This window comes from Drancourtella sp. An12 (assembly GCF_002160935.1).
Taxonomy (GTDB): domain Bacteria; phylum Bacillota; class Clostridia; order Lachnospirales; family Lachnospiraceae; genus Sellimonas; species Sellimonas catena.
Window position 1 is genome coordinate 103,992 of sequence record NZ_NFLO01000003.1, and the last position, 19,569, is coordinate 123,560.

Sequence of the window (19,569 nt, forward strand, 5' to 3'; positions counted from 1 at the left end):
ACATTTGATTTTTCTCAGGAAAGCCAGGCTTTTTTCAGGATTTCCACTGCTTCTTTAATCTGGTCTTCTTCCATATTGGCATAACCGAGAAGCACAGAAGCCTGGTTTTTTCTGGTCCCCTGTGTATCGTAGGAGGAAAGACCGTAGACCGCCACTTTTTCCTCCCTTGCAAGCCGGATCAATTCCTCTTCCGACCGTCCGTTCTCAAATGTCAAAAGCAGGTGGACACCGGCATGTTCTCCGGAAATCCTGCATTTTCCTGCAAATGGTTTCAGACAGTTCAGAAAGGTATCGTGCCTTCCTTTATAAAGTGCCCGCATCCGGTTGAGGTGACGCTCGTAATGACCGTCTTCGATAAACTTCTGCAGAATCATCTGATCCACTCTGGATACGGTCGGATTGATAAACCGGCAGGCCGCCTGATAAACTTTCATCAGGCTTTCCGGAAGTACCATGTAACTCATACGGATAGCCGGAGCGATGGATTTGGAAAAAGTGCCGAGATAGATCACCTTCTCCGACGCATCGTAACCTTTCAGCGCCGGGATCGGTTTTCCTTTATAACGGAATTCACTGTCGTAATCATCCTCGATCAGATAACGCCCTTCTTTTTCATCTGCCCATGCCAGGAGCTCCATTCTCCGCCTGATCGGCATAACAATTCCAAGGGGATACTGGTGGGACGGCATGACATAGGCAATATCCGCATCCGTCTCCCGAAGGATACTGGCTTCCATTCCGTATTTGTCCATATCCACGGTACATACCGGATATCCGAGCCGCTCAAACATCCGGTATGCCTGTCGGTAAGTCGGATTTTCGAACGCCACTTTATGATTATGTCCGAGAATGGTATGGAGCAGAAGAAGCATATAGTCGTTCCCTGCCCCGATGATGATCTGTTCCGGCGTACAGTTGACCCCCCGCGCCTGGTAAAGATAGGAGGCGACGACTCTTCTCAGTCCATATTCCCCCTGCGGATCTCCCATCCGGAACAGCTCGGACTTGTCCTCCCCCAGCACATCTTTCGAGAGCTTTCTCCACACCTGATACGGGAAACGCTTCAGATCTACCCCGTGCGGAGAAAAGTCATACAGGATATCTTTTTTCTTCTCCTGCTGTCCTCCTGCAACTGTCTTTTTCGGTTTTAGCCGGTACAGTTCCTTAACATCCAGCACAAATGTCCCTTTGTACGGTACCGATTCGATATAACCTTCCGATACAAGCTGTTCATAGGCAAGTTCCACCGTACTTCTGCTGACTTCCAGATAGCCGGCCAGAGAACGGGTAGAAGGGAGTTTTTCCCCTGCGGAAATCCTCCCTTTCTGTATGTCATTTTTTATATACTGATAAATCTGTTCATAAAGAGGAACCGCACTGTGCGGTTCCAGATTCATTGTCAATTCATTCATTTTTATTTTTTCGGAAGTTTAAAGGAGCTCTTGAGTGATACGATTCTGTTAAATACCAGTGCATCCGGTCTGGAATCTTTGGAATCCACACAGAAGTATCCCTGGCGTACGAACTGGAAGCTGTCGTATGCCTTTGCATCCTGGAAATTCGGCTCTACATAGCACTCTCTTACTTCCAGAGAATTCGGATTCAGGTTCAAAGACCCGTCCTCCTTATTGTATACGCCTTTCTCCTCATCAATCAGGTTTTCATAAAGACGTACGGTTGCTTTCACTGCTGTCGGCGCTGCCACCCAGTGAATCGTTCCTTTGACTTTCCGGCCGGTAAATCCGGTGCCGCATTTTGTCTCCGGATCATAGGTGCAGTGTACGACTGTCACATTACCGTTTTCATCCTTTTCGCATCCGGTACATTTTACAAAATACGCATTCATCAGGCGCACTTCGTTGCCCGGGAACAGACGGAAGTATTTCTTCGGAGGCTCTTCCATGAAATCTTCTCTCTCGATATAAAGCTCTCTGCCAAACGGTACCATACGTTTTCCAAGTGCTTCATTTTCCAGGTTGTTATCTGCCTCGAGATATTCCACTTCTCCTTCCGGATAGTTGTCAATCACAAGTTTGATCGGATCCAGTACTGCCATCATTCTTGGGCGTTTCAGCTTCAGATCCTCACGGATGCAGTACTCAAGCATCGCATAGTCTACAGAGCTCTGTGCTTTGGAAACCCCGCACAGCTCTACAAACATCCGGATGGATTCCGGCGTAAATCCTCTTCTTCTGAGGGCAGCGATTGACACCAGTCTCGGGTCATCCCAGCCATCGACGATCTTTTCTTCTACCAGCTTTTTAATGTAACGCTTTCCGGTCACGACATTGGTCAGATAAAGCTTTGCAAACTCAATCTGTCTCGGGCCGTGATCAAACTCGCACTCTCTGACTACCCAGTCATAAAGCGGGCGGTGATCCTCAAACTCCAGTGTACAGATGGAATGTGTGATCTTCTCAACCGCATCCTCAATCGGGTGCGCGAAATCGTACATCGGATAGATGCACCATTTGTCTCCTGTATTGTGGTGAGTCATATGCGCCACACGGTACAGGATCGGATCTCTCATATTGATATTCGGGGATACCATGTCTATCCTGGCACGGAGTACCTTTTCTCCATCTTTGTAAACGCCATTCTTCATATTTTCAAATAATTCCAGGTTCTCTTCTACAGAACGGTTCCGGTACGGACTCTCCTTGCCAGGCTCTGTCAAAGTTCCTCTGTATTCTCTGATCTCATCCGGAGTCAGATCACAGACATATGCTTTTCCCTTTTTAATCAGCTTTACCGCACACTCATACATCACATCAAAATAATCGGATGCAAAGTAGAGATGATCGCCCCAGTCCGCGCCGAGCCACTGGATATCTTCCTTAATAGAATCTACGAACTCCATACGCTCTTTTGTCGGGTTCGTATCATCAAAACGCATGTGGAATTCCCCATTGTATTTCTGTGCGAGACCATAATTCAGAAGGATTGACTTTGCATGTCCGATATGCAGATATCCATTCGGCTCCGGTGGAAACCGTGTGCAGACATGATCATACACTCCTTCCCTCAAATCTTTTTCTATTTCCTGCTCAATAAAATTCCTGGATTCAGTTGCTGTTGTCTCCATAAAGCCCTCCTCATAGGTTTGGTTTTATTCATAACTTTTATGTTACCATAAAACACCTGCAACCACAAGCCAAAACCGCAAACGAGCGGCATCAAACTATTCCGTATAGACTGCGTATTTCATCACGCCGTCTTCATGGTTTTCGAAGATCCGGTATGCCTTTTCGATCTCGGAAAGTGTGCATGTGTGGGTGATCAAAGGTCTGGCATCCAGTCTGCCCTCCCGGATCAGTTCCAGAATCTCTTTGCATTTGCATGCGTCTACCCCTCCGGATTTCCAGATCAGATTTTTCCCGTACATATCCGGGAGCGGAAGTGTCTGTGGTTCTTCGTACATGGCTTCCAGCCCGATCACTGCATTGGGACGTGCCAGTCTCCATGCCATCTCAAAGGTGTTGGTGCCTCCTGCTGCCTCTACGACAGCATCAGCCCCGCGTCCGTCTGTCAGTGCCCGGATCTCCCGTTCCAGAAGATCCATATCGTCCGGTGTAAATGTCAGATCCGCCATCTTGTATTTTTCCGCGAAGGCAAGGCGTTCTTTCATACAGTCAATGGCAATAATCCGTTTTGGCTCATACAGTCTTGCGCAGAGCATCGTGCAAAGTCCCGCAGGTCCTGCCCCGATAACCACGACCGTATCTTCTTTCCGGATCTCCACCATCTGTGCCGCCCAGTATCCGGTGGAAAGAAGATCCCCAGTGAACAGTGCCTCCTCGTCAGACACTTCATCCGGTATCCTGATAAGTCCCTGATCTGCAAAAGGAATCCTTGCGTACTCCGCCTGTCCTCCGTCGATCCGGCATCCAAGCGACCATCCACCCTCCGGATCAGTACAGTTATTCACATATCCTCTTTTGCAGAAAAAGCATTCTCCGCAGAATGTCTCTACATTGACCGCCACCCGGTCTCCAACGGAAACGCTTCTGACTGCAGGTCCGGTCTCCTCCACAATGCCGACAAATTCATGTCCCAGAGTCACACCCGGCACCGCTTTTGGAACCGCACCATGCAGGATGTGAATATCACTGGAACAGATCGTTGATAGGGTCACCCGGATGACAGCATCCGTTGGCTTCTGGATGACCGGGCGCGGCTTCTGAAGAAGCGCGGCTCTTCCCTCTCCCTGATAAACCATTGCTTTCAACGTAAACGCCTCCTTTTCCCTGATACTATATTATTCACTGATTCTAATTATATCATTTCTCCGGAAGAGTCTCAAATCTCCTCTTGCTTTTTCCGGTTTTTTCAGATCAGATCGAACGGAGGCATTTTGCAATGCTGTTTGAAAATTTTGAAGTTTATGACGTTCAGGAAACACGTCGTATCAGCAAAAATGAGGGAATATGTGCGGGCATTAAAAAAACTCCTGATTTCTCAGGAGTTTTTTAAGCTGCCTAGCGGACTTGAACCGCCGACCTCCGCCTTACCAAGGCGACGCTCTACCGACTGAGCCAAGGCAGCATATTTAACACGCTCATTTACTATATCGTAAATTATCAGAAATGTCAAGAGAAAATTTTAAACCTTCCGGTACAGCTTCTTTTCGTGCTGTACCGGAAGGTTTTCTGTTTATGACAGTTCCAGTTTTCCTGTATAAAGCTGGTAGTATGTCCCTTTCTGTTTGATCAGATCTTCGTGATTGCCCCGTTCGATAATGCGTCCGTGTTCCAGAACCATGATAGCATCGCTGTTCCGGATCGTGGAAAGGCGATGGGCAATGACAAATACCGTACGTCCTTTCATCAGGTTATCCATACCTTTCTGTACGATGCTTTCCGTACGGGTATCAATGCTGGATGTTGCTTCGTCCAGAATCAGTACCGGCGGATTGGATACAGCTGCCCTCGCGATGGCAAGAAGCTGTCTCTGCCCCTGGGAAAGTTCTTCTCCGTCACCGCTTAACATGGTCTGATAACCATTCGGAAGCATATTGATAAACTGATCCGCGTGGGCAAGTTTTGCTGCCTCGTATACATCCTCGTCCGTTGCATCCAGTCTTCCGTACCGGATATTTTCCATGATTGTTCCGGTAAACAGATGGGTATCCTGCAATACAATTCCAAGAGAACGTCTCAGATCGTACTTTTTGATCTTGTTGATATTGATGCCATCGTAACGGATCTTACCATCCTGCACATCGTAGAACCGGTTGATCAGGTTTGTGATGGTCGTCTTTCCGGCTCCGGTGGAACCTACAAACGCAATCTTCTGTCCCGGTTTTGCGTAGAGTGTCAGATCGTGGAGCACCATCTTTTCATCCGTATACCCGAATGTCATATCGTAGAACCGTACATCCCCTTTCAGTTCCGTGTAGGTCACGGTACCATCCGCCTGATGCGGATGCTTCCATGCCCACATACCGGTTCTCTCTTTGCACTCGATCATATTGCCGTCTGCATCCTTGCGGACATTGACCAGTGTCACATATCCTTCGTCCACTTCCGGCTCTTCATCCATCATCGAGAAGATCCGCTCCGCGCCGGCAAGCGCCATGACAATGGAGTTAAACTGCTGTGCCACCTGCATGAACGGCTGGGTAAAGCTCTTTGTAAACTGAAGGTAGGAAGCCATAACACCAAGGGTGATGCCGCCCACTCCCATGACGGACAGGAATCCTCCAAGTACCGCCGTAAGTACAAACTGCAGGTTTCCAATGTTTCCGATAATCGGTCCCATCATGTTTGCAAAGGTATTTGCGTTTGCGGCGCTGTCATAAAGTTTCTCATTCAACTCATCAAACTCTTCTTCCGATACGCGCTCATGGTTGAAAATCTTGATGACACGCTGTCCGTTCATCCTCTCTTCCACAAACCCGGTAATATTTGCGATGGCAATCTGCTGTTTCAGGAAATATTTTCCACTGTTTCCTCCGATCGTCTTTGCGACAAAGATGAGCAGGAAGATCATAATAACAGCCAGAACCGTCAGAATCGGGCTCAGCGCCACCATGGAAATAAACGTAACCACGATGGTAATGGAAGACATCAGCACCTGCGGGATGGACTGGTTAATCATCTGACGCAGGGTATCCGTATCATTGGTGTAAAGACTCATGATGGAGCCGTTGGTATTCTGGTCAAAATAGCGGATCGGAAGTTTCTGCATATGTTCAAACATATCATCTCTGACCTGTTTTAACACACCCTGCCCGATCGTTACCATCAGTCTTGTGTAAACAAATGTAGAAATCACTCCGGCCAGGAAGATGGTTCCAAGTACTCCAAGCGCCATGTAAAGCTCTGAGAAATCCGGCGACTCCTGCCCGATCAGCGGGATAATAAAGTCATCCAGCAGAAATTTCAGTGACAGAGATACCGAAATAGACGCGATGGAACTGATAATGATACAGATAAATACTGCAAAAAACTGTACTTTAAAGCGGCTGGTCACATAGCCGAGCAGTCGTTTTGCCGTCTTTAAGGTTCCTTTGGAAACACGTACCTTTTCGTCATTCTTATTCATCTTCCTCACCTCCCTTTACCTGCGATTCGTAAACTTCCCGATAAATCGCGTTTGTCTTTAAAAGCTCTTCGGATGTGCCGATTCCGTTGATCTTACCATCATCCATGACGATAATCAGGTCTGCATCCTCAACAGAAGAGACTCTCTGCGCGATAATGATCTTTGTTGTGTCCGGAATTTCTTCCCGGAATGCCTTTCGAATCATGGCATCCGTCTTCGTATCCACCGCACTTGTGGAATCGTCCAGGATCAGAATCTTTGGTTTTTTCAGAAGGGCTCTCGCGATACAAAGTCTCTGCTTCTGTCCGCCGGAAACATTGTTTCCGCCCTGAACAATCATTGTATTGTAGCCAGCCGGGAATTCCTGCACAAAGGTGTCTGCCTGGGCAAGCTTACATACTCTCTGCACTTCTTCATCAGATGCGTTTTCATCACCCCAGCGGATATTGTCGTAAATTGTTCCGGTAAAAAGCACATTTTTCTGAAGCACCATGGATACCTGGTCACGCAGTGCTTCCAGGTTGTATTCTCTGACATCAATACCCCCGACTTTAACACATCCCTTTGTCACATCGTAAAGTCTTGGTATCAGCTGCACAAACGTAGATTTGGAACTTCCGGTACCGCCGATAATTCCAATTGTCTGGCCGGATTTGATGTGAATATCGACATCTTTCAGGGAAAGATTTCCACCTTCCCCGGCATAGCTGAAATCCACATGTTCAAAATCGATGGATCCGTCCGGAACGACCTTGACAGCATCCTCTTTATCCTGCATCTCCGGCACTTCATCCAGTACCTCCGCAATACGGTCACTGGAAGCCTCCGCAATCATAATCATAACGAAAACAAAAGATACCATCATCAGGGAAGAAAGAATCTGAAGTGCATAGACAATAACGCTTGTCAGCTCTCCTGTTTCCATCGTTTCAAATACAATATCCTTTCCTCCAATCAGCACCATGCAAAGTACAACCGCATATACAAAAAACTGCATGGTCGGAGAGTTCCAGGCCACGATTTTTTCTGCTTTCGTAAAGAGATCGTAGACAGTCCGGGAGACTTTATGAAACTTCCTGATTTCATAATCTTCTCTTACGTATGCCTTTACCACTCTGGCCGCATTGACATTTTCCTGTACCTCGTTGTTCAGAACATCGTATTCATCAAATACTTTGATAAAATGAGGATGGGCCTTCTTGGCAATGAAAATCAGTGTCCCTCCCAGCAGCGGGATTACAATAAGGAACAGGAGCGCGATTTTTACATTGATCGTCAGTGTCATGATCCATGACAGAACGATCATAATCGGTGCTCTTGCAAGCAGACGGATGCTCATCATATACGCCATCTGCACATTGGTAACATCTGTCGTCATACGTGTTACAAGGCTGGATGTGGAAAAGTGGTCAATGTTTTTAAAGGAAAACTCCTGAACCTTGTAAAAAATATCATGCCGCAGGTTTTTCGCATATCCCGCTCCGGCTCTTGCCGCATAGGTACCGGCCTTTACTCCGAACCAGAGAGCAAGCATGGCCATAACGACCAGAAGGACGCCCATCTTAATAATGTAGGGAAGATTGCCGTCCTGAATTCCGATATCGATAATGTTTGCCATCAGAAGCGGGATCAATACTTCCATCAACACTTCCAGAATGACAAAAAACGGTGCGAGAACGGATTCTTTTTTATATTCCCTGATTGATTTAAAAAGCTTTCTGTTCATCTCTACCTCCTGAAGTTATTCATTTGATCTGTTCTTCTTCCGAAAGATTGCAGATCATTTTCCGCAGAACACGAAGACACACTTCCAGGTCCTCTTTCGGAATCCCTCCGGTCAGCTTCTTTTCCATCTCCTGAATATTTACCAGAATATCCATCCTGAGTTTCTCTGCCTTTTCCGTAGGGATAATCTGTTTGAGCCTTGCATCCCTCGCAACACTATTGCGGTAAATAAATCCGTTTTTTTCCATCAGCTGCAAAATCCCGCTTGCGGTAGATCTTCTGATACGGAACTCCTCTTCGATATCCCGCTGGTACAGATCCCGCTCCATCGTCTCAAACAGAATAAAGGTCAGGACATGCTTCTGCATCGGCGTCAGCCCCATCTCCACTTCCGGCATCGTTCCCCGCCTTTTCAGCTGATGGGACAGCATATGGATGATTCTCCCAACGTGATGCTCCCGTGCCTTACGTAACTCTTGGTCCATCGTTTCCACTCCTATGATTTGTTCGTTTCCTAACAGTAGGATTATAAGGTTTTTTTCTTGACCTGTCAACATTTTTCCAATTGTTATTTATATAACAGAAAAACCGCCAAAACACTCGCATTTTTCAATGAATATTTTGGCGGTTTTCACTGTTTTACAATATAATCAGAGCAGGTCCTCTGCTTTTGTTTTAATTCTCTGCAGGGCATTGTCCACCGTCTTCGGCTTCTTTCCCAGAAGCCCTGCAATCGTTTTATAATCGGTTCCAAGCAGATGCAGGTACAACACCCTCTTTTCCAGATCACTCAGACGTCCCTCCAGATCTTTCATGAAAGAATCCTCGGATTCCTTGTGAATCACCAGATCCTCCGGATTATTGTTGGATGAAGTATTCTGGAGACCGATCAGCTCGGATTCCTTTTCCTCGGAAATCTCCTGTTTATCATAGAGAGAAACATAGGAATTCAGCGGCAGATGTTTCTTCCTCCTCGATGCCCGGATCGCTGAATACAGCTGTCTTGTCACACAGATCGTCGCGAAGGTTTCAAAGGAAGCCTCCTGCTCCGGATCGTAATCCTGCACCGCTTTAAACAAACCGATCATTCCCTCCTGAATCAGGTCATCACTGTCCCCGCCCAAAAGGAACATCGCCCGCGCTTTTTTCTTAACCACGGGCTTATACTTTTCCAGAAGGAAATCCATAATCTCGGCTTCTCCGCTTCGAAGGCTCTGGATCAGCTCTTCATCTGTTCTGGTTTCATAATCAGCCATCTTTCTGCCGCTCCTTTACCTTGTCCTCTGGCGAACAATCTCGTAAGCCAGTACGCCGGCCGCCACAGATGCGTTGAGAGAATCAATCTCTCCTTTCATAGGAATTGACGCAGTGAAATCACATGCTTCCTTTACGAGTCTGGAAACTCCCTCTCCTTCGTTCCCGATCACAAGCCCGATCGGCCCTTTGAGATCGACATCGTACATCACATCGCCTCCCATGTCGGCACAGACAAACCAGAGTCCCCGTTCCTTTAATTCTTCCATTGTTTTCACCAGATTGGTCACCTTTGCAACCGGAGTATAGTTTAACGCCCCTGCCGATGTTTTTGCGACTGTCGCGGTCAATCCTGCCGCCCGGCGTTTCGGAATGATCACCCCGTGGGCACCCGCCAGATTGGCCGTCCGGATAATGGCTCCCAGATTGTGCGGATCCTCGATATTATCCAGAAGGATCAGGAACGGATCCTCCCCCTTCTTCTTCGCAAGGTTGAACATATCCTCAATATCCGAGTATTCATACGCGGCTGTTACTGCAATAACGCCCTGATGCTTTTTTGTTTCCGAGAGCTGGTCAAGCCGCTCTTTTGTAACAAAGTTTAAAATCGTATCGTGCTTTTTTGCTTCCCGTACGATGGTCCGCACCGGTCCGTCCTGACATCCGTCCAGAACGTACAGCTTATCCACCGGTTTCCCGGAGCGGAATGCTTCCAGCACCGCATTTCTTCCTTCAATCATCGATTCATTTCTATTCTTCTGGTCTTTCATCCTTCTCCTCTGCTTCCTCCAGCCCGACAAGGCCGGTTTTGATCAGATCAACGATCCGTCTGTAGTTTTTTTTCAGATAAAGATATCCGATCAGCGCTTCAAATCCTGTTGCCCGTCTATAGTCCGTGATGGACTGATTCTTCGCCGGGGAAACGGATTTTGCGTTTCTCCCTCTCCGGTAAACCGCATGTTCCTCTTCCGTCAGATGTTCCTGCATCACCCTCATCATGGCAGACTGTGCAGATGCCTGCACAAGCCTGCTCGTCTCTTTCTGCATAACATTCACCGGGCGGTTTCCCTTTCTGATAATCAGCGATTTGATCACCAGGTCATAGACACAGTCCCCGATAAAGGCAAGGGACAAAGGGGAATAACTTCTGATATCATGTTCCTCTGTCTGAAAGACTTCACACAGATACGAATCCAGTTCCATCGTTATACTCTCTTCCATTGTACTCCTTCTCTTGTGTCCTTTAAGACAATTCCTTTTTCCAGAAGCTCATCCCTGATCTCATCAGCACGTTTGAAATTCTTTTCCTTCCTTGCCTTTGTTCTCTCCTCGATCAGAGCCTCGATGTCCGCATCCAGCATTTCCTCTTCTTTGTCCACAATCAGTCCGAGGATATCGCAAAGACGCACAATCAGATCAAAAAGTGCCTTTGCGTACTCTTTGGAGCTTTCTCCGTCTGCTGTTGTGTTGGCAAATTTTACAAGTTCAAAGATAGCAGTGATGGCATCGGCTGTATTGAAGTCATCTTCCATAGCGTCTTCAAATTCTTTGATGAACTCTGCAGTCTTTGCCGCGTTTTCTTTCTCTACATCTGTCATCTGCTCTGTCTGTGCTGTTTCCATCAGGTGTTTCAGATGGTCTGCAGCATTGGTAATACGCTCCAGACTGTTCTTTGCTGCTTCCATCAGCTCCGCGCTGAAATTCAGCGGGCTTCTGTAATGCGCGCTCAGCATAAAGAACCGGAATACCTGCAGGTCATATTTCTCCCCGATCTCCCGTACAGTGCGGAAGTTTCCGAGAGATTTTGACATCTTCTTATTATCAATATTTAAAAATCCATTGTGCATCCAGTAACGCGCAAATTCCTTGCCGTTGCATGCCTCGGACTGTGCTATTTCATTTTCATGATGCGGGAAAATAAGATCTTCGCCGCCGGCATGAATGTCAATCTGCTCGCCCAGATATTTTCTGGACATTTCCGAGCATTCGATGTGCCATCCCGGACGTCCTTTACTCCACGGTGCATCCCAGAACGGCTCGCCGTCTTTTTTCGGCTTCCAGAGTACGAAATCCAGAGGATCTTCCTTTTCGTCCTGGCCGGATACGAGAAGCTCTCTTCCGCCGGACTGCAGGTCATCCAGATTTTTATGGGACAGCTTTCCATAGTCTTTGAAACTTCTTGTGCGGAAGTAAACGGTTCCGTTCTTCTCATAGGCATGCCCCTTTTCAATCAGTTCCCGGATCATCTCGATCATTCCGCCGATCTCCTGGGTCGCCAGTGGATTTGCGGTAGCCGGCTTGATGTTGAGGTCTTCCATATCCTTTTTGCACTCCGCAATATAGCGTGCCGCGATCTCATCTGCCGTCACGCCCTCTTCCAGTGCTTTTTTAATGATCTTATCATCTACGTCTGTAAAGTTGGAAACAAAATTCACTTCATATCCTTTGTATTCAAAATAGCGGCGTACCGTATCAAAGACAATCATCGGTCTTGCATTTCCAATATGAATAAAATTATAAACGGTCGGGCCGCATACATACATCTTTACCTTTCCCTCTTCCAGAGGCACGAATTCTTCCTTTTTTCGTGTCATCGTATTGTACAGTTTCATCTGTCATTCTCCTCCTTTTCTTTTTTTGCAGAGTCTTACGGAGCATTTCTATCGCACAGGAAAATTTTCCCGGCACATAAAAAGAAAAACTTCGTCCCTGATAACATCCAAGAGACGAAGTTGATCCGCGGTTCCACTCTATTAAAAAGGGCAGATGCCCTTTCCACTCATCTGTGCAGGTAACGACTGCCTACGTGATCTGCTACTTTTCCTTCGCAGACCCGGCTCCCGGACGCACTTCACATATCCGTTCTTTCGGAGGGCTCTCAGCCGGCGGCCTTCCTTCTCTGTAAAGTATGCATATGCTACTCTTTCCGTTCTCTGCCTTTTTCTATCCTTCTGTTGTTATAGTGTATGGGATAACTCTCATTTTGTCAACTCCCATTTCTATACAATCTCATTCAAAAATACCGGTGGTGCGGGTTGGGTGCCCTTCAGAAGCACGCGCATCTGCGGGCCCATGTTTTCATAGACTTCCCGCTCCTCTTTGCGCTCTGACCGGTAGCCAAACAATACCGTCACAAGTTCCCCCGGAGAAACCGTTTCCGCCTCTTTGGAGGCTTTGGTTTTCCGGACAGATAAAGTCTGTCCCTCCTGTCCCCGGATCTCCCAGTATCCAGTATTTTCCGGAATCAGTCCATCTTCTATATGAAGCCGGATCTCAAAATTGCTCCGGGCAAGGAACCGTTCCAGAAAGTGCTGAAGATGGACGATCCGGACCATGATCATCGGAACTTCCTTTTCTTCGGCTCCTTCCAGTTCTTCTTTAAGCCATGCCGCATCCTCCGGGCGGGCCCCTGAAATCTGGACGGTTTTTACCGGTTCCTCATTCAGAAACGCGAGGATCTGCTCCCAGTCTTCTTTTTTCTCGAACAGCGGCTCCCGAAGCTCTGCCTTTCCTTCATAACATCCATAAACGACAAATCCGGTCGGTTTTCCGTCCTTTTCCGTAAGCAGGATTCCTCCGCCTTCGCTTTGCTGTTCTTTTAAGATCGTTCTGTAATAACGTTCTGTCCGGGCTGCACGGACGAAAGGCATCTGTCCAAGCAGTTTCTCCGCAAAACAGGCAAGTGCCCGGCAGTCCGATTCCCCGGCGTATCGCACCTGGCATCCTGCCAAAGTCCCGTCTTGTCCTTTTTCTCCGGATGGTTTCCCCTCTATCCGGAGCTGACGATAGACAAACCGGAATCCATGCGGATAATAAATTCCCTCCGCAGCCGGCATCAAATAAGTGAACGGCTCTCCTGCCTGATACATGTCTTTGGCAGACATTTGCAAAAGCCGCGTCATATAGCCCCGGCTCCGGTATTCCTTCTTTGTTGCCACCGCTATAATATAGTGAAGCAGGCATGTTTCCCCCAAAAACTGCACCGGATATGGATTAAGCTGCAGCATGGAGACCGGCCCGTCCTCTTCTTCTATGATATAGATGGAATTCTCCGCCGTTTTCACCTGATAATAATAATCAAGAAACGCCTCGTCGTCCTCCGTAAAAATCTCTTCCCAGAGCGATCGGGTCATTCTGTGCTCCTCTTGTTTCAACTTTCTTATTTTCATTCCATCACCCGGTCATCCGACACACCGTGACATCCAGGGCATCCCCGGCATCCGCCTTCCTGCCACGTCACGTCATAGCTGAAATTCGTTGCCTTTTCAATGCAGCAGACTGCCTGGGCGGAAATTCCCTCTCCGCTTCCGGTAAATCCAAGACCTTCTTCCGTGGTTGCCTTGATGTTGACCTGATCCACATCAATGGCAAGCGTCCTTGCAATATTTTCCCGCATGGCATCAATATGCGGACGCATCTTTGGCCGCTGCGCAATGATTGTCGCATCGATATTTTCAATCACATATAAGTGTTCATCAAGAAGCTCTCCAACCTGTTCCAGAAGTTTCAGGCTGGATGCTCCTTTGTATGTTTCGTCTGTATCCGGAAAGTGAAGACCGATATCTCCAAGGGCCGCGGCGCCGAGAAGCGCATCCATGACCGCATGCAAAAGCACGTCCGCGTCCGAATGACCCAAAAGCCCCTTTTCATATGGAATCTTCACCCCTCCGATAATCAAGTCTCTTCCTTCTGTCAATTTATGGACATCATATCCCATTCCTACTCTCAATAAGACTCCTCCTTTCCTTTTCGCGTTCATCTGTCATGTATTGTACTCTTTTCCATCTTATTTTAACATATTCTTCCCAAAAACTACTGATTTTTCGGGAACATTATTTAACGCGGAACATTTTCGGGGCATAGCGGTACACCAGAATGAGCGCCGCCACAATATAGGCAAGTGTCACAACCAGCACACCTGCGGTAAACGGAAGATTTCCTGTGAGAGTACCGTTTGCCTGAAGCTCATAACACAGAAAACAAATCAGATAGACCGCCATATTAATTGCCTGAAAAAACGGATTTTTTACATTCATCTCTTCAGAATACGGCTGGAATACGTAGTACAAAAACAGGTGATGCACGGTAAAGAACACAGAAAGCATCAGTACTGCCGCACAAAACAAAAACATGTTCTGTCCAAAATTCCAGATACCGCAGATTCCACGAAATCCTGCCACCGCTGCACAGATTGCAGCTCCGATCACCAGATTATACCCCGCGATTTTTACCAGACGGATCCGAAAATTGGATAGAAGCGTCTTTGGATTCCGGTAGAAACCGAATTTCAGCATACTTTTATCGCAATTATAAAACATTGCCTTGCAGGCCTTGTCAGCCACCGTCATCATATACATAACAAAAACGAAAATCGGAAGGAAATCCGGAAGGTTTTCTGCTCCCAGATACGCTACTTCCGGCATTCCCACTCTGAACATTACACCTGCGATAAAAAAGCCCACGACTGCCGCCAGACGATAGTACACCGGTCTTAGAATCTGCCTCCTGTGCCTCAGGAAAAACAAAGCATTAAAGTATTCATAGCCGTGAAGCTTTTCCACTCCCGCCATCTTTCTGCTGTCTGCATGCAGATCCTGCTCCCGAATTCCCACAGACTTCTCATTTGCCGCCTGAGTGGATTGATTGACAATGGAAGAAAACAGCCATTGCTCTTCTACCGTCCTGTGGAGTTTCCGGCGGTAACAACGGTATCCTGACAGAATATACCACGCCGAAATCACACCCACAATACAAATCAGAACAAGTAAAGCAGGATGAAACAGTCTCTCTGCAGTCAAAAATGGTCCCCACGGCACGAACACAGTATATGCACCGGCAACGGACAGAAAAATAATTGTCCATACCCATCCGGTTTTTCTGGAGAACACAATCCCTTTCCGGTCATACAGCCATACCTGAAACGCCTCGCCCGCAGCACGCATCATCACAATGACAATCCAGAGACATATACCGTCTGCAATACTTCCTCCCGTAAACCAGGAAGCTGTCATGATGCAAATCAGAAAATACAATGCGAACGGGATATAACAGTAAAGAAGATATACCTTTGTATACTTTTCCACATCCATTTTCATGTACCGTATCGCGGTAAATTTCTCTTTCGTTACTTTAAAGACCACACTATCCTGAAGCGGTCCCATGATACAGGACAAAAAGAACAGGATCTGAACCAGACTGTCAAATCTCACTCCACTTTCCGCCGTACCAGCAAAAAGTGCCGGAAGGACAGCAAAAAGAAATATGTAAAGCGCCTTCCCCGCCAGACTGAAAACCTGACCAAGAATTGTAAACAACACCGCAAGCACCATCTTCAGTTCCCGATTCCCATACACACTGTCCGGAACATGCTTCCCGATCACCCACAGTCTCTTCAGATAATACAGGAACGTATTCGTCACAATTGTTGCTTTTAACATAATAATCTGCTGTAATGTTCTAACCATGGCTTTCCTCATCCTTCAATAATTCAATGATCTGTTCTTCAAAATCCTTCTGCTTCAACATCTCATGGTCGATCTGCCTGAGTCTCCCGTCACTTAAAATGACGATCTCATCACAGAGATCCGTCGCAAGCTGCAGAATATGCGTAGAGAAAATGATCACATGATCCTTCTGCATACTGCGCAGAAGACGCTTCATCTCCAGCGCAACAACTACATCCAGTGAAGTCAGCGGCTCATCCAGAAGAATCACCGGCGGCCTTGAGATCATAAAACAAATCATCTGAAGCTTATTCTTCATTCCATGAGAATATCCCTTGATCAGCTTCTTCCTGTCCTCCTGGTCAATCTGCACCAGATCAAAATACGCTTCCGCACTCGTCCCCGGCTCAATCCTGTCCCTGTTAATATCCATAAAAAACCGCACAAACTCTTCACCCGTCAAAAAATCCGGAAGCACCGGCACCGAAAACACATATCCAATCTCATCCGGCATTATCTCCCGCTCGTTTTCTCCGTCCCAGAGCATAGCAGCCCCTGAATCCGGCTGAATCTCATCACTCAGGCAATTAAACAACGTCGTCTTACCAGCTCCATTACGCCCAAGAAGCCCATAAATCTTTCCCTTTTCAAACACAAAGGAACAATCATGCAAAACCACCTTGCTGCCAAAAGATTTCTTCACATTATTTAAACGTAATTCCATATCCTTCCCCTTTTCGTTCGATTTTTTCAATATTATATCTAAAAAGTCTGCCAGATACAACGTAAAAAACCATATTCCAGAAATATTAAGAATTATTTAGAATTATTGCCAAATTATCAGGGACGTGTTCCGGTGTATCGGAACCTGTCCCCGATGGAAAAAATCTGACAATTTGAGTTTTGCCTTATTTTATGTGGGTTTCGGGGGTTTTTTTGTCATTTACGTCGTGTACCTGTGTATCGGAACACGTCCCCGCCGAAAGTAAAACACAACAAAAAAAGAGACTTTCGTCTCTTTTTTGTACTTATGAATTTGTAGTAGCGGGAACTGGATTCGAACCAGCGACACTACGGGTATGAACCGTATGCTCTAGCCAACTGAGCTATCCCGCCATATGTTTTGTAATTTTCATAAGAAATGGGACCTATAGGGCTCGAACCTATGACCCTCTGCTTGTAAGGCAGATGCTCTCCCAGCTGAGCTAAGATCCCATATGAATAGCGGGAACTGGATTCGAACCAGCGACACTACGGGTATGAACCGTATGCTCTAGCCAACTGAGCTATCCCGCCATATGTTCGTAATTTCTTACGAAATGGGACCTATAGGGCTCGAACCTATGACCCTCTGCTTGTAAGGCAGATGCTCTCCCAGCTGAGCTAAGATCCCATATATCGCGGGTCGCTTTCGCAACCCGCTTGATTATTATACTATTAACATCTGATAAATGTCAACACTTTTTTTATCTTTTTTGACATAGATTTTTTCACTTTTTTTGGTGGTCTTTGCGGCTTTTTCCGTTTCAGACTGTTATAGCAGGATCTCAATGAATCTGCGTCTTTATTTTGCGGAAATTTTTAAACAATTCCCTGAGCTTCCATTGCGGCTGCTACTTTTTCAAATCCGGCAATGTTTGCTCCTACAACATAGTTGCCTTCGCATCCGTATCTCTTTGCTGCGTCTGCTGCGTTGTGGCAGATGTTTACCATGATGTTTTTCAGTTTCGCATCAACTTCTTCAAAAGACCAGCTCAAACGCTCGCTGTTCTGTGACATCTCCAGTGCGGATGTTGCAACACCGCCGGCATTGGATGCTTTTCCAGGTGCGAAGAGCACGCCGTTTGCCTGTAAGTATTCTGTTGCTTCCATTGTAGTCGGCATGTTTGCTCCTTCTGCAACTGCGATACATCCGTTTGCCACAAGCTGTTTTGCATCTTCAAGGTGCAGTTCGTTCTGTGTTGCGCAAGGAAGTGCGATGTCGCATTTTACGGACCATACGCCTGCACCTTCATGGTATTCGGAGTTCGGACGGTATGTCTTGTACTCGGTCAGTCTTGCACGTTTTACTTCTTTGATCTCTTTCACTGCATCCAGATCAAAGCCTTCCGGATCGTAGATCCATCCGGTAGAATCGCTCATGGTCACGACTTTTGCACCCATCTGTACTGCTTTTTCTGCTGCATAGATCGCAACATTTCCTGCTCCGGAGATGGCAATGACTTTATCTTTCATGTCTTTGCCTGCGAGTTTTAACATTTCTTCCGTGAAGTAAAGCAGTCCGTATCCTGTTGCTTCTGTACGAACAAGGGATCCTCCATATGTCAGACCCTTTCCTGTGAGCACGCCTTCAAATACGCCGCGGATTCTCTTGTACTGTCCGAACATGTAGCCGATCTCTCTTGCCCCTGTTCCGATGTCTCCGGCCGGCACGTCTGTGTCTGCTCCAATGTATTTGCACAGCTCTGTCATGAAGCTCTGACAGAATGCCATGATCTCTCTGTCGGATTTTCCTTTTGGATCAAAGTCAGATCCGCCTTTTCCTCCGCCGATTGGAAGACCTGTCAGGGAGTTTTTGAAAATCTGCTCAAATCCAAGGAATTTGATAATGCTTAAATTTACAGACGGATGGAGTCTGAGTCCTCCTTTGTATGGTCCGATTGCGCTGTTGAACTGTACCCGGTATGCCTTATTGACATGTACCTGTCCGTTGTCGTCTACCCACGGCACACGGAAGAGCAGCTGTCTTTCTGGCTCTGTCAGTCTTTCCAGAAGCGCTTCTTTTCTGTATTTATCTTCATTTGCCTCAATCACGACACGGAGAGATTCCAGAACTTCTTTGACAGCCTGGTGAAATTCCGGTTCGTTTGGGTTTTTCTTTACTACAAGGTCAATCACTTCATCTACGTATGACATAACATCTTCCTCCTACTTCTTTTCCTAAAAAAGTCTGCATAAACATACATCGCTTTTCTTCTTTAACACTGTAAAGCATTTTCATGTCATTGTCAAGAATTTTTTACCTTGTCTTTTTGGTTCGTTTTTCCTGATTTTCCATTCCCGCGGCCTTCTCATGGGCAGCTTTTGCCAGTATTCGCAGCTGTTCGGAAAACGGCTCCGGATCGATTTCGCTCTCGGCCAGCAGTTCTCCCCACCATTCCGTCAACTTGTCTTTCAGCTTCAGATACAGTTTTTCTCCGCTTTCTGAAAGCGAAATTTCGTATGTTTTTGCATTTCCCGGACGTTTTTCCCTGATTATATATCCACTTTTCTCGAGGCGGCGCATCTCTCTCGTCGCCATTGCCTGATCCATGGCCATGGAATCGCACATCTCTCTCTGGCTGCACTTTGGATTGGCCCCAATATACATGACAAAATAATAGCTGGAATAGCCGATCCCGTACTGCTCCACCAGATGGTGCAGATACTTCTGTGACTGACGGTTTAGAATAGAAATATATTTTCCGATCTTACTGGACGGCATATCTGTCCCTCCCTTAATAAAACCATTAAGCAATTTTACGCTTACATTATAATCATCGTGTTTTCTTCTGTCAAATACTCAAGGGAAACGGAAAGAGGACAAATCCTGCTCTGATCT

16 protein-coding genes, 5 tRNA genes and 1 other annotated feature are annotated in these 19,569 nt (G+C 46.7%); all 21 genes read right to left on the reverse strand.

All coding sequences use genetic code 11. The annotated features are described in order from the left end of the window. Window positions 1-14: 14 nt before the first annotated feature. The 21 genes from B5E64_RS04570 to B5E64_RS04670 all read right to left on the reverse strand — a co-directional run bounded on the left by B5E64_RS04570 (window position 15) and on the right by B5E64_RS04670 (window position 19,452). On the reverse strand, window positions 15-1,412 hold the full coding sequence (locus B5E64_RS04570; RefSeq protein ID WP_087167350.1) for a PLP-dependent aminotransferase family protein: 1,398 nt from the start codon (window positions 1,410-1,412) through the stop codon (window positions 15-17). 2 nt (window positions 1,413-1,414) lie between these two features. Beyond that, the gene (locus B5E64_RS04575; RefSeq protein WP_087167351.1) at window positions 1,415-3,085 is read right to left on the reverse strand and encodes a glutamine--tRNA ligase/YqeY domain fusion protein; all 1,671 of its coding nucleotides are present in this window, start codon (window positions 3,083-3,085) and stop codon (window positions 1,415-1,417) included. Between the two features lie 96 nt (window positions 3,086-3,181). Continuing rightward, the gene (locus B5E64_RS04580; protein ID WP_087167519.1) at window positions 3,182-4,219 is read right to left on the reverse strand and encodes an alcohol dehydrogenase; all 1,038 of its coding nucleotides are present in this window, start codon (window positions 4,217-4,219) and stop codon (window positions 3,182-3,184) included. A gap of 253 nt (window positions 4,220-4,472) precedes the next feature. Then, a tRNA-Thr gene (locus B5E64_RS04585) sits at window positions 4,473-4,545 on the reverse strand. Window positions 4,546-4,653: 108 nt separating this feature from the next. Further along, window positions 4,654-6,546 (reverse strand): ABC transporter ATP-binding protein, encoded by a 1,893-nt coding sequence (locus tag B5E64_RS04590; protein ID WP_087167352.1) that lies wholly within the window; start codon window positions 6,544-6,546, stop codon window positions 4,654-4,656. Beyond that, window positions 6,539-8,272 carry an ABC transporter ATP-binding protein gene (locus B5E64_RS04595; RefSeq protein ID WP_087167353.1) on the reverse strand — a complete coding sequence of 578 codons (1,734 nt, stop codon included), beginning with the start codon at window positions 8,270-8,272 and terminating at the stop codon, window positions 6,539-6,541. The genes B5E64_RS04590 and B5E64_RS04595 overlap by 8 nt, the downstream gene beginning before the upstream one ends. A 19-nt stretch (window positions 8,273-8,291) precedes the next feature. Then, window positions 8,292-8,756, reverse strand: coding sequence for a MarR family winged helix-turn-helix transcriptional regulator (locus tag B5E64_RS04600; protein ID WP_087167354.1), 465 nt, complete (start codon window positions 8,754-8,756; stop codon window positions 8,292-8,294). Between the two features lie 165 nt (window positions 8,757-8,921). Further along, window positions 8,922-9,527: a sigma-70 family RNA polymerase sigma factor gene (locus B5E64_RS04605; RefSeq protein ID WP_087167355.1), complete on the reverse strand. Its 606-nt coding sequence runs from the start codon at window positions 9,525-9,527 to the stop codon at window positions 8,922-8,924. A 15-nt stretch (window positions 9,528-9,542) separates the two neighbouring features. Beyond that, a complete protein-coding gene (rlmB, locus tag B5E64_RS04610; RefSeq protein WP_343284045.1) occupies window positions 9,543-10,265 on the reverse strand; it encodes a 23S rRNA (guanosine(2251)-2'-O)-methyltransferase RlmB in 723 nt (240 codons plus the stop codon). Between the two features lie 10 nt (window positions 10,266-10,275). Then, a complete protein-coding gene (locus B5E64_RS04615) occupies window positions 10,276-10,746 on the reverse strand; it encodes a ribonuclease III domain-containing protein (RefSeq protein WP_087167357.1) in 471 nt (156 codons plus the stop codon). Beyond that, window positions 10,731-12,137, reverse strand: coding sequence for a cysteine--tRNA ligase (gene cysS / locus B5E64_RS04620; RefSeq protein ID WP_087167358.1), 1,407 nt, complete (start codon window positions 12,135-12,137; stop codon window positions 10,731-10,733). Before cysS ends, B5E64_RS04615 begins: the two co-directional genes overlap by 16 nt. A gap of 107 nt (window positions 12,138-12,244) precedes the next feature. After that, window positions 12,245-12,468: a binding site (T-box leader), on the reverse strand. 56 nt (window positions 12,469-12,524) lie between these two features. Continuing rightward, entirely contained in the window at window positions 12,525-13,694 is a 1,170-nt protein-coding gene (locus tag B5E64_RS04625; RefSeq protein ID WP_087167359.1) for a GNAT family N-acetyltransferase, read from the reverse strand. After that, a complete protein-coding gene (gene ispF / locus B5E64_RS04630; RefSeq protein ID WP_087167360.1) occupies window positions 13,691-14,254 on the reverse strand; it encodes a 2-C-methyl-D-erythritol 2,4-cyclodiphosphate synthase in 564 nt (187 codons plus the stop codon). The genes B5E64_RS04625 and ispF overlap by 4 nt, the downstream gene beginning before the upstream one ends. A 103-nt stretch (window positions 14,255-14,357) precedes the next feature. Continuing rightward, window positions 14,358-15,989, reverse strand: a complete 1,632-nt coding sequence (locus tag B5E64_RS04635) for a hypothetical protein (protein WP_087167361.1) — start codon at window positions 15,987-15,989, stop codon at window positions 14,358-14,360. Beyond that, window positions 15,982-16,692 (reverse strand): ABC transporter ATP-binding protein, encoded by a 711-nt coding sequence (locus tag B5E64_RS04640; RefSeq protein WP_087167362.1) that lies wholly within the window; start codon window positions 16,690-16,692, stop codon window positions 15,982-15,984. Before B5E64_RS04640 ends, B5E64_RS04635 begins: the two co-directional genes overlap by 8 nt. Window positions 16,693-17,010: 318 nt before the next feature. Then, window positions 17,011-17,084 (reverse strand) — tRNA-Met (locus B5E64_RS04645). Between the two features lie 26 nt (window positions 17,085-17,110). Next, window positions 17,111-17,183: transfer RNA gene (locus B5E64_RS04650), tRNA-Val, on the reverse strand. A gap of 7 nt (window positions 17,184-17,190) precedes the next feature. Then, window positions 17,191-17,264, reverse strand: a tRNA-Met gene (locus tag B5E64_RS04655). A 24-nt stretch (window positions 17,265-17,288) separates the two neighbouring features. Beyond that, a tRNA-Val gene (locus B5E64_RS04660) sits at window positions 17,289-17,361 on the reverse strand. Between the two features lie 188 nt (window positions 17,362-17,549). Next, a complete protein-coding gene (gene gdhA, locus B5E64_RS04665; RefSeq protein WP_087167363.1) occupies window positions 17,550-18,884 on the reverse strand; it encodes an NADP-specific glutamate dehydrogenase in 1,335 nt (444 codons plus the stop codon). Window positions 18,885-18,987: 103 nt separating this feature from the next. Then, the gene (locus tag B5E64_RS04670) at window positions 18,988-19,452 is read right to left on the reverse strand and encodes a MarR family winged helix-turn-helix transcriptional regulator (protein ID WP_087167364.1); all 465 of its coding nucleotides are present in this window, start codon (window positions 19,450-19,452) and stop codon (window positions 18,988-18,990) included. Between the last annotated feature and the right edge of the window lie 117 nt (window positions 19,453-19,569).

Excerpts from the sequence above, each read along its gene's own strand:
- B5E64_RS04570 (WP_087167350.1), bottom strand. The coding sequence starts at position 1,412 with ATGAATGAATTGACAATGAATCTGGAACCGCACAGTGCGGTTCCTCTT.
- B5E64_RS04575 (WP_087167351.1), bottom strand. The coding sequence starts at position 3,085 with ATGGAGACAACAGCAACTGAATCCAGGAATTTTATTGAGCAGGAAATA.
- B5E64_RS04580 (WP_087167519.1), bottom strand. The coding sequence starts at position 4,219 with ATGGTTTATCAGGGAGAGGGAAGAGCCGCGCTTCTTCAGAAGCCGCGC.
- B5E64_RS04590 (WP_087167352.1), bottom strand. The coding sequence starts at position 6,546 with ATGAATAAGAATGACGAAAAGGTACGTGTTTCCAAAGGAACCTTAAAG.
- B5E64_RS04595 (WP_087167353.1), bottom strand. The coding sequence starts at position 8,272 with ATGAACAGAAAGCTTTTTAAATCAATCAGGGAATATAAAAAAGAATCC.
- B5E64_RS04600 (WP_087167354.1), bottom strand. The coding sequence starts at position 8,756 with ATGGACCAAGAGTTACGTAAGGCACGGGAGCATCACGTTGGGAGAATC.
- B5E64_RS04605 (WP_087167355.1), bottom strand. The coding sequence starts at position 9,527 with ATGGCTGATTATGAAACCAGAACAGATGAAGAGCTGATCCAGAGCCTT.
- rlmB (WP_343284045.1), bottom strand. The coding sequence starts at position 10,265 with ATGATTGAAGGAAGAAATGCGGTGCTGGAAGCATTCCGCTCCGGGAAA.
- B5E64_RS04615 (WP_087167357.1), bottom strand. The coding sequence starts at position 10,746 with ATGGAAGAGAGTATAACGATGGAACTGGATTCGTATCTGTGTGAAGTC.
- cysS (WP_087167358.1), bottom strand. The coding sequence starts at position 12,137 with ATGAAACTGTACAATACGATGACACGAAAAAAGGAAGAATTCGTGCCT.
- B5E64_RS04625 (WP_087167359.1), bottom strand. The coding sequence starts at position 13,694 with ATGAAAATAAGAAAGTTGAAACAAGAGGAGCACAGAATGACCCGATCG.
- B5E64_RS04635 (WP_087167361.1), bottom strand. The coding sequence starts at position 15,989 with ATGGTTAGAACATTACAGCAGATTATTATGTTAAAAGCAACAATTGTG.
- B5E64_RS04640 (WP_087167362.1), bottom strand. The coding sequence starts at position 16,692 with ATGGAATTACGTTTAAATAATGTGAAGAAATCTTTTGGCAGCAAGGTG.
- gdhA (WP_087167363.1), bottom strand. The coding sequence starts at position 18,884 with ATGTCATACGTAGATGAAGTGATTGACCTTGTAGTAAAGAAAAACCCA.
- B5E64_RS04670 (WP_087167364.1), bottom strand. The coding sequence starts at position 19,452 with ATGCCGTCCAGTAAGATCGGAAAATATATTTCTATTCTAAACCGTCAG.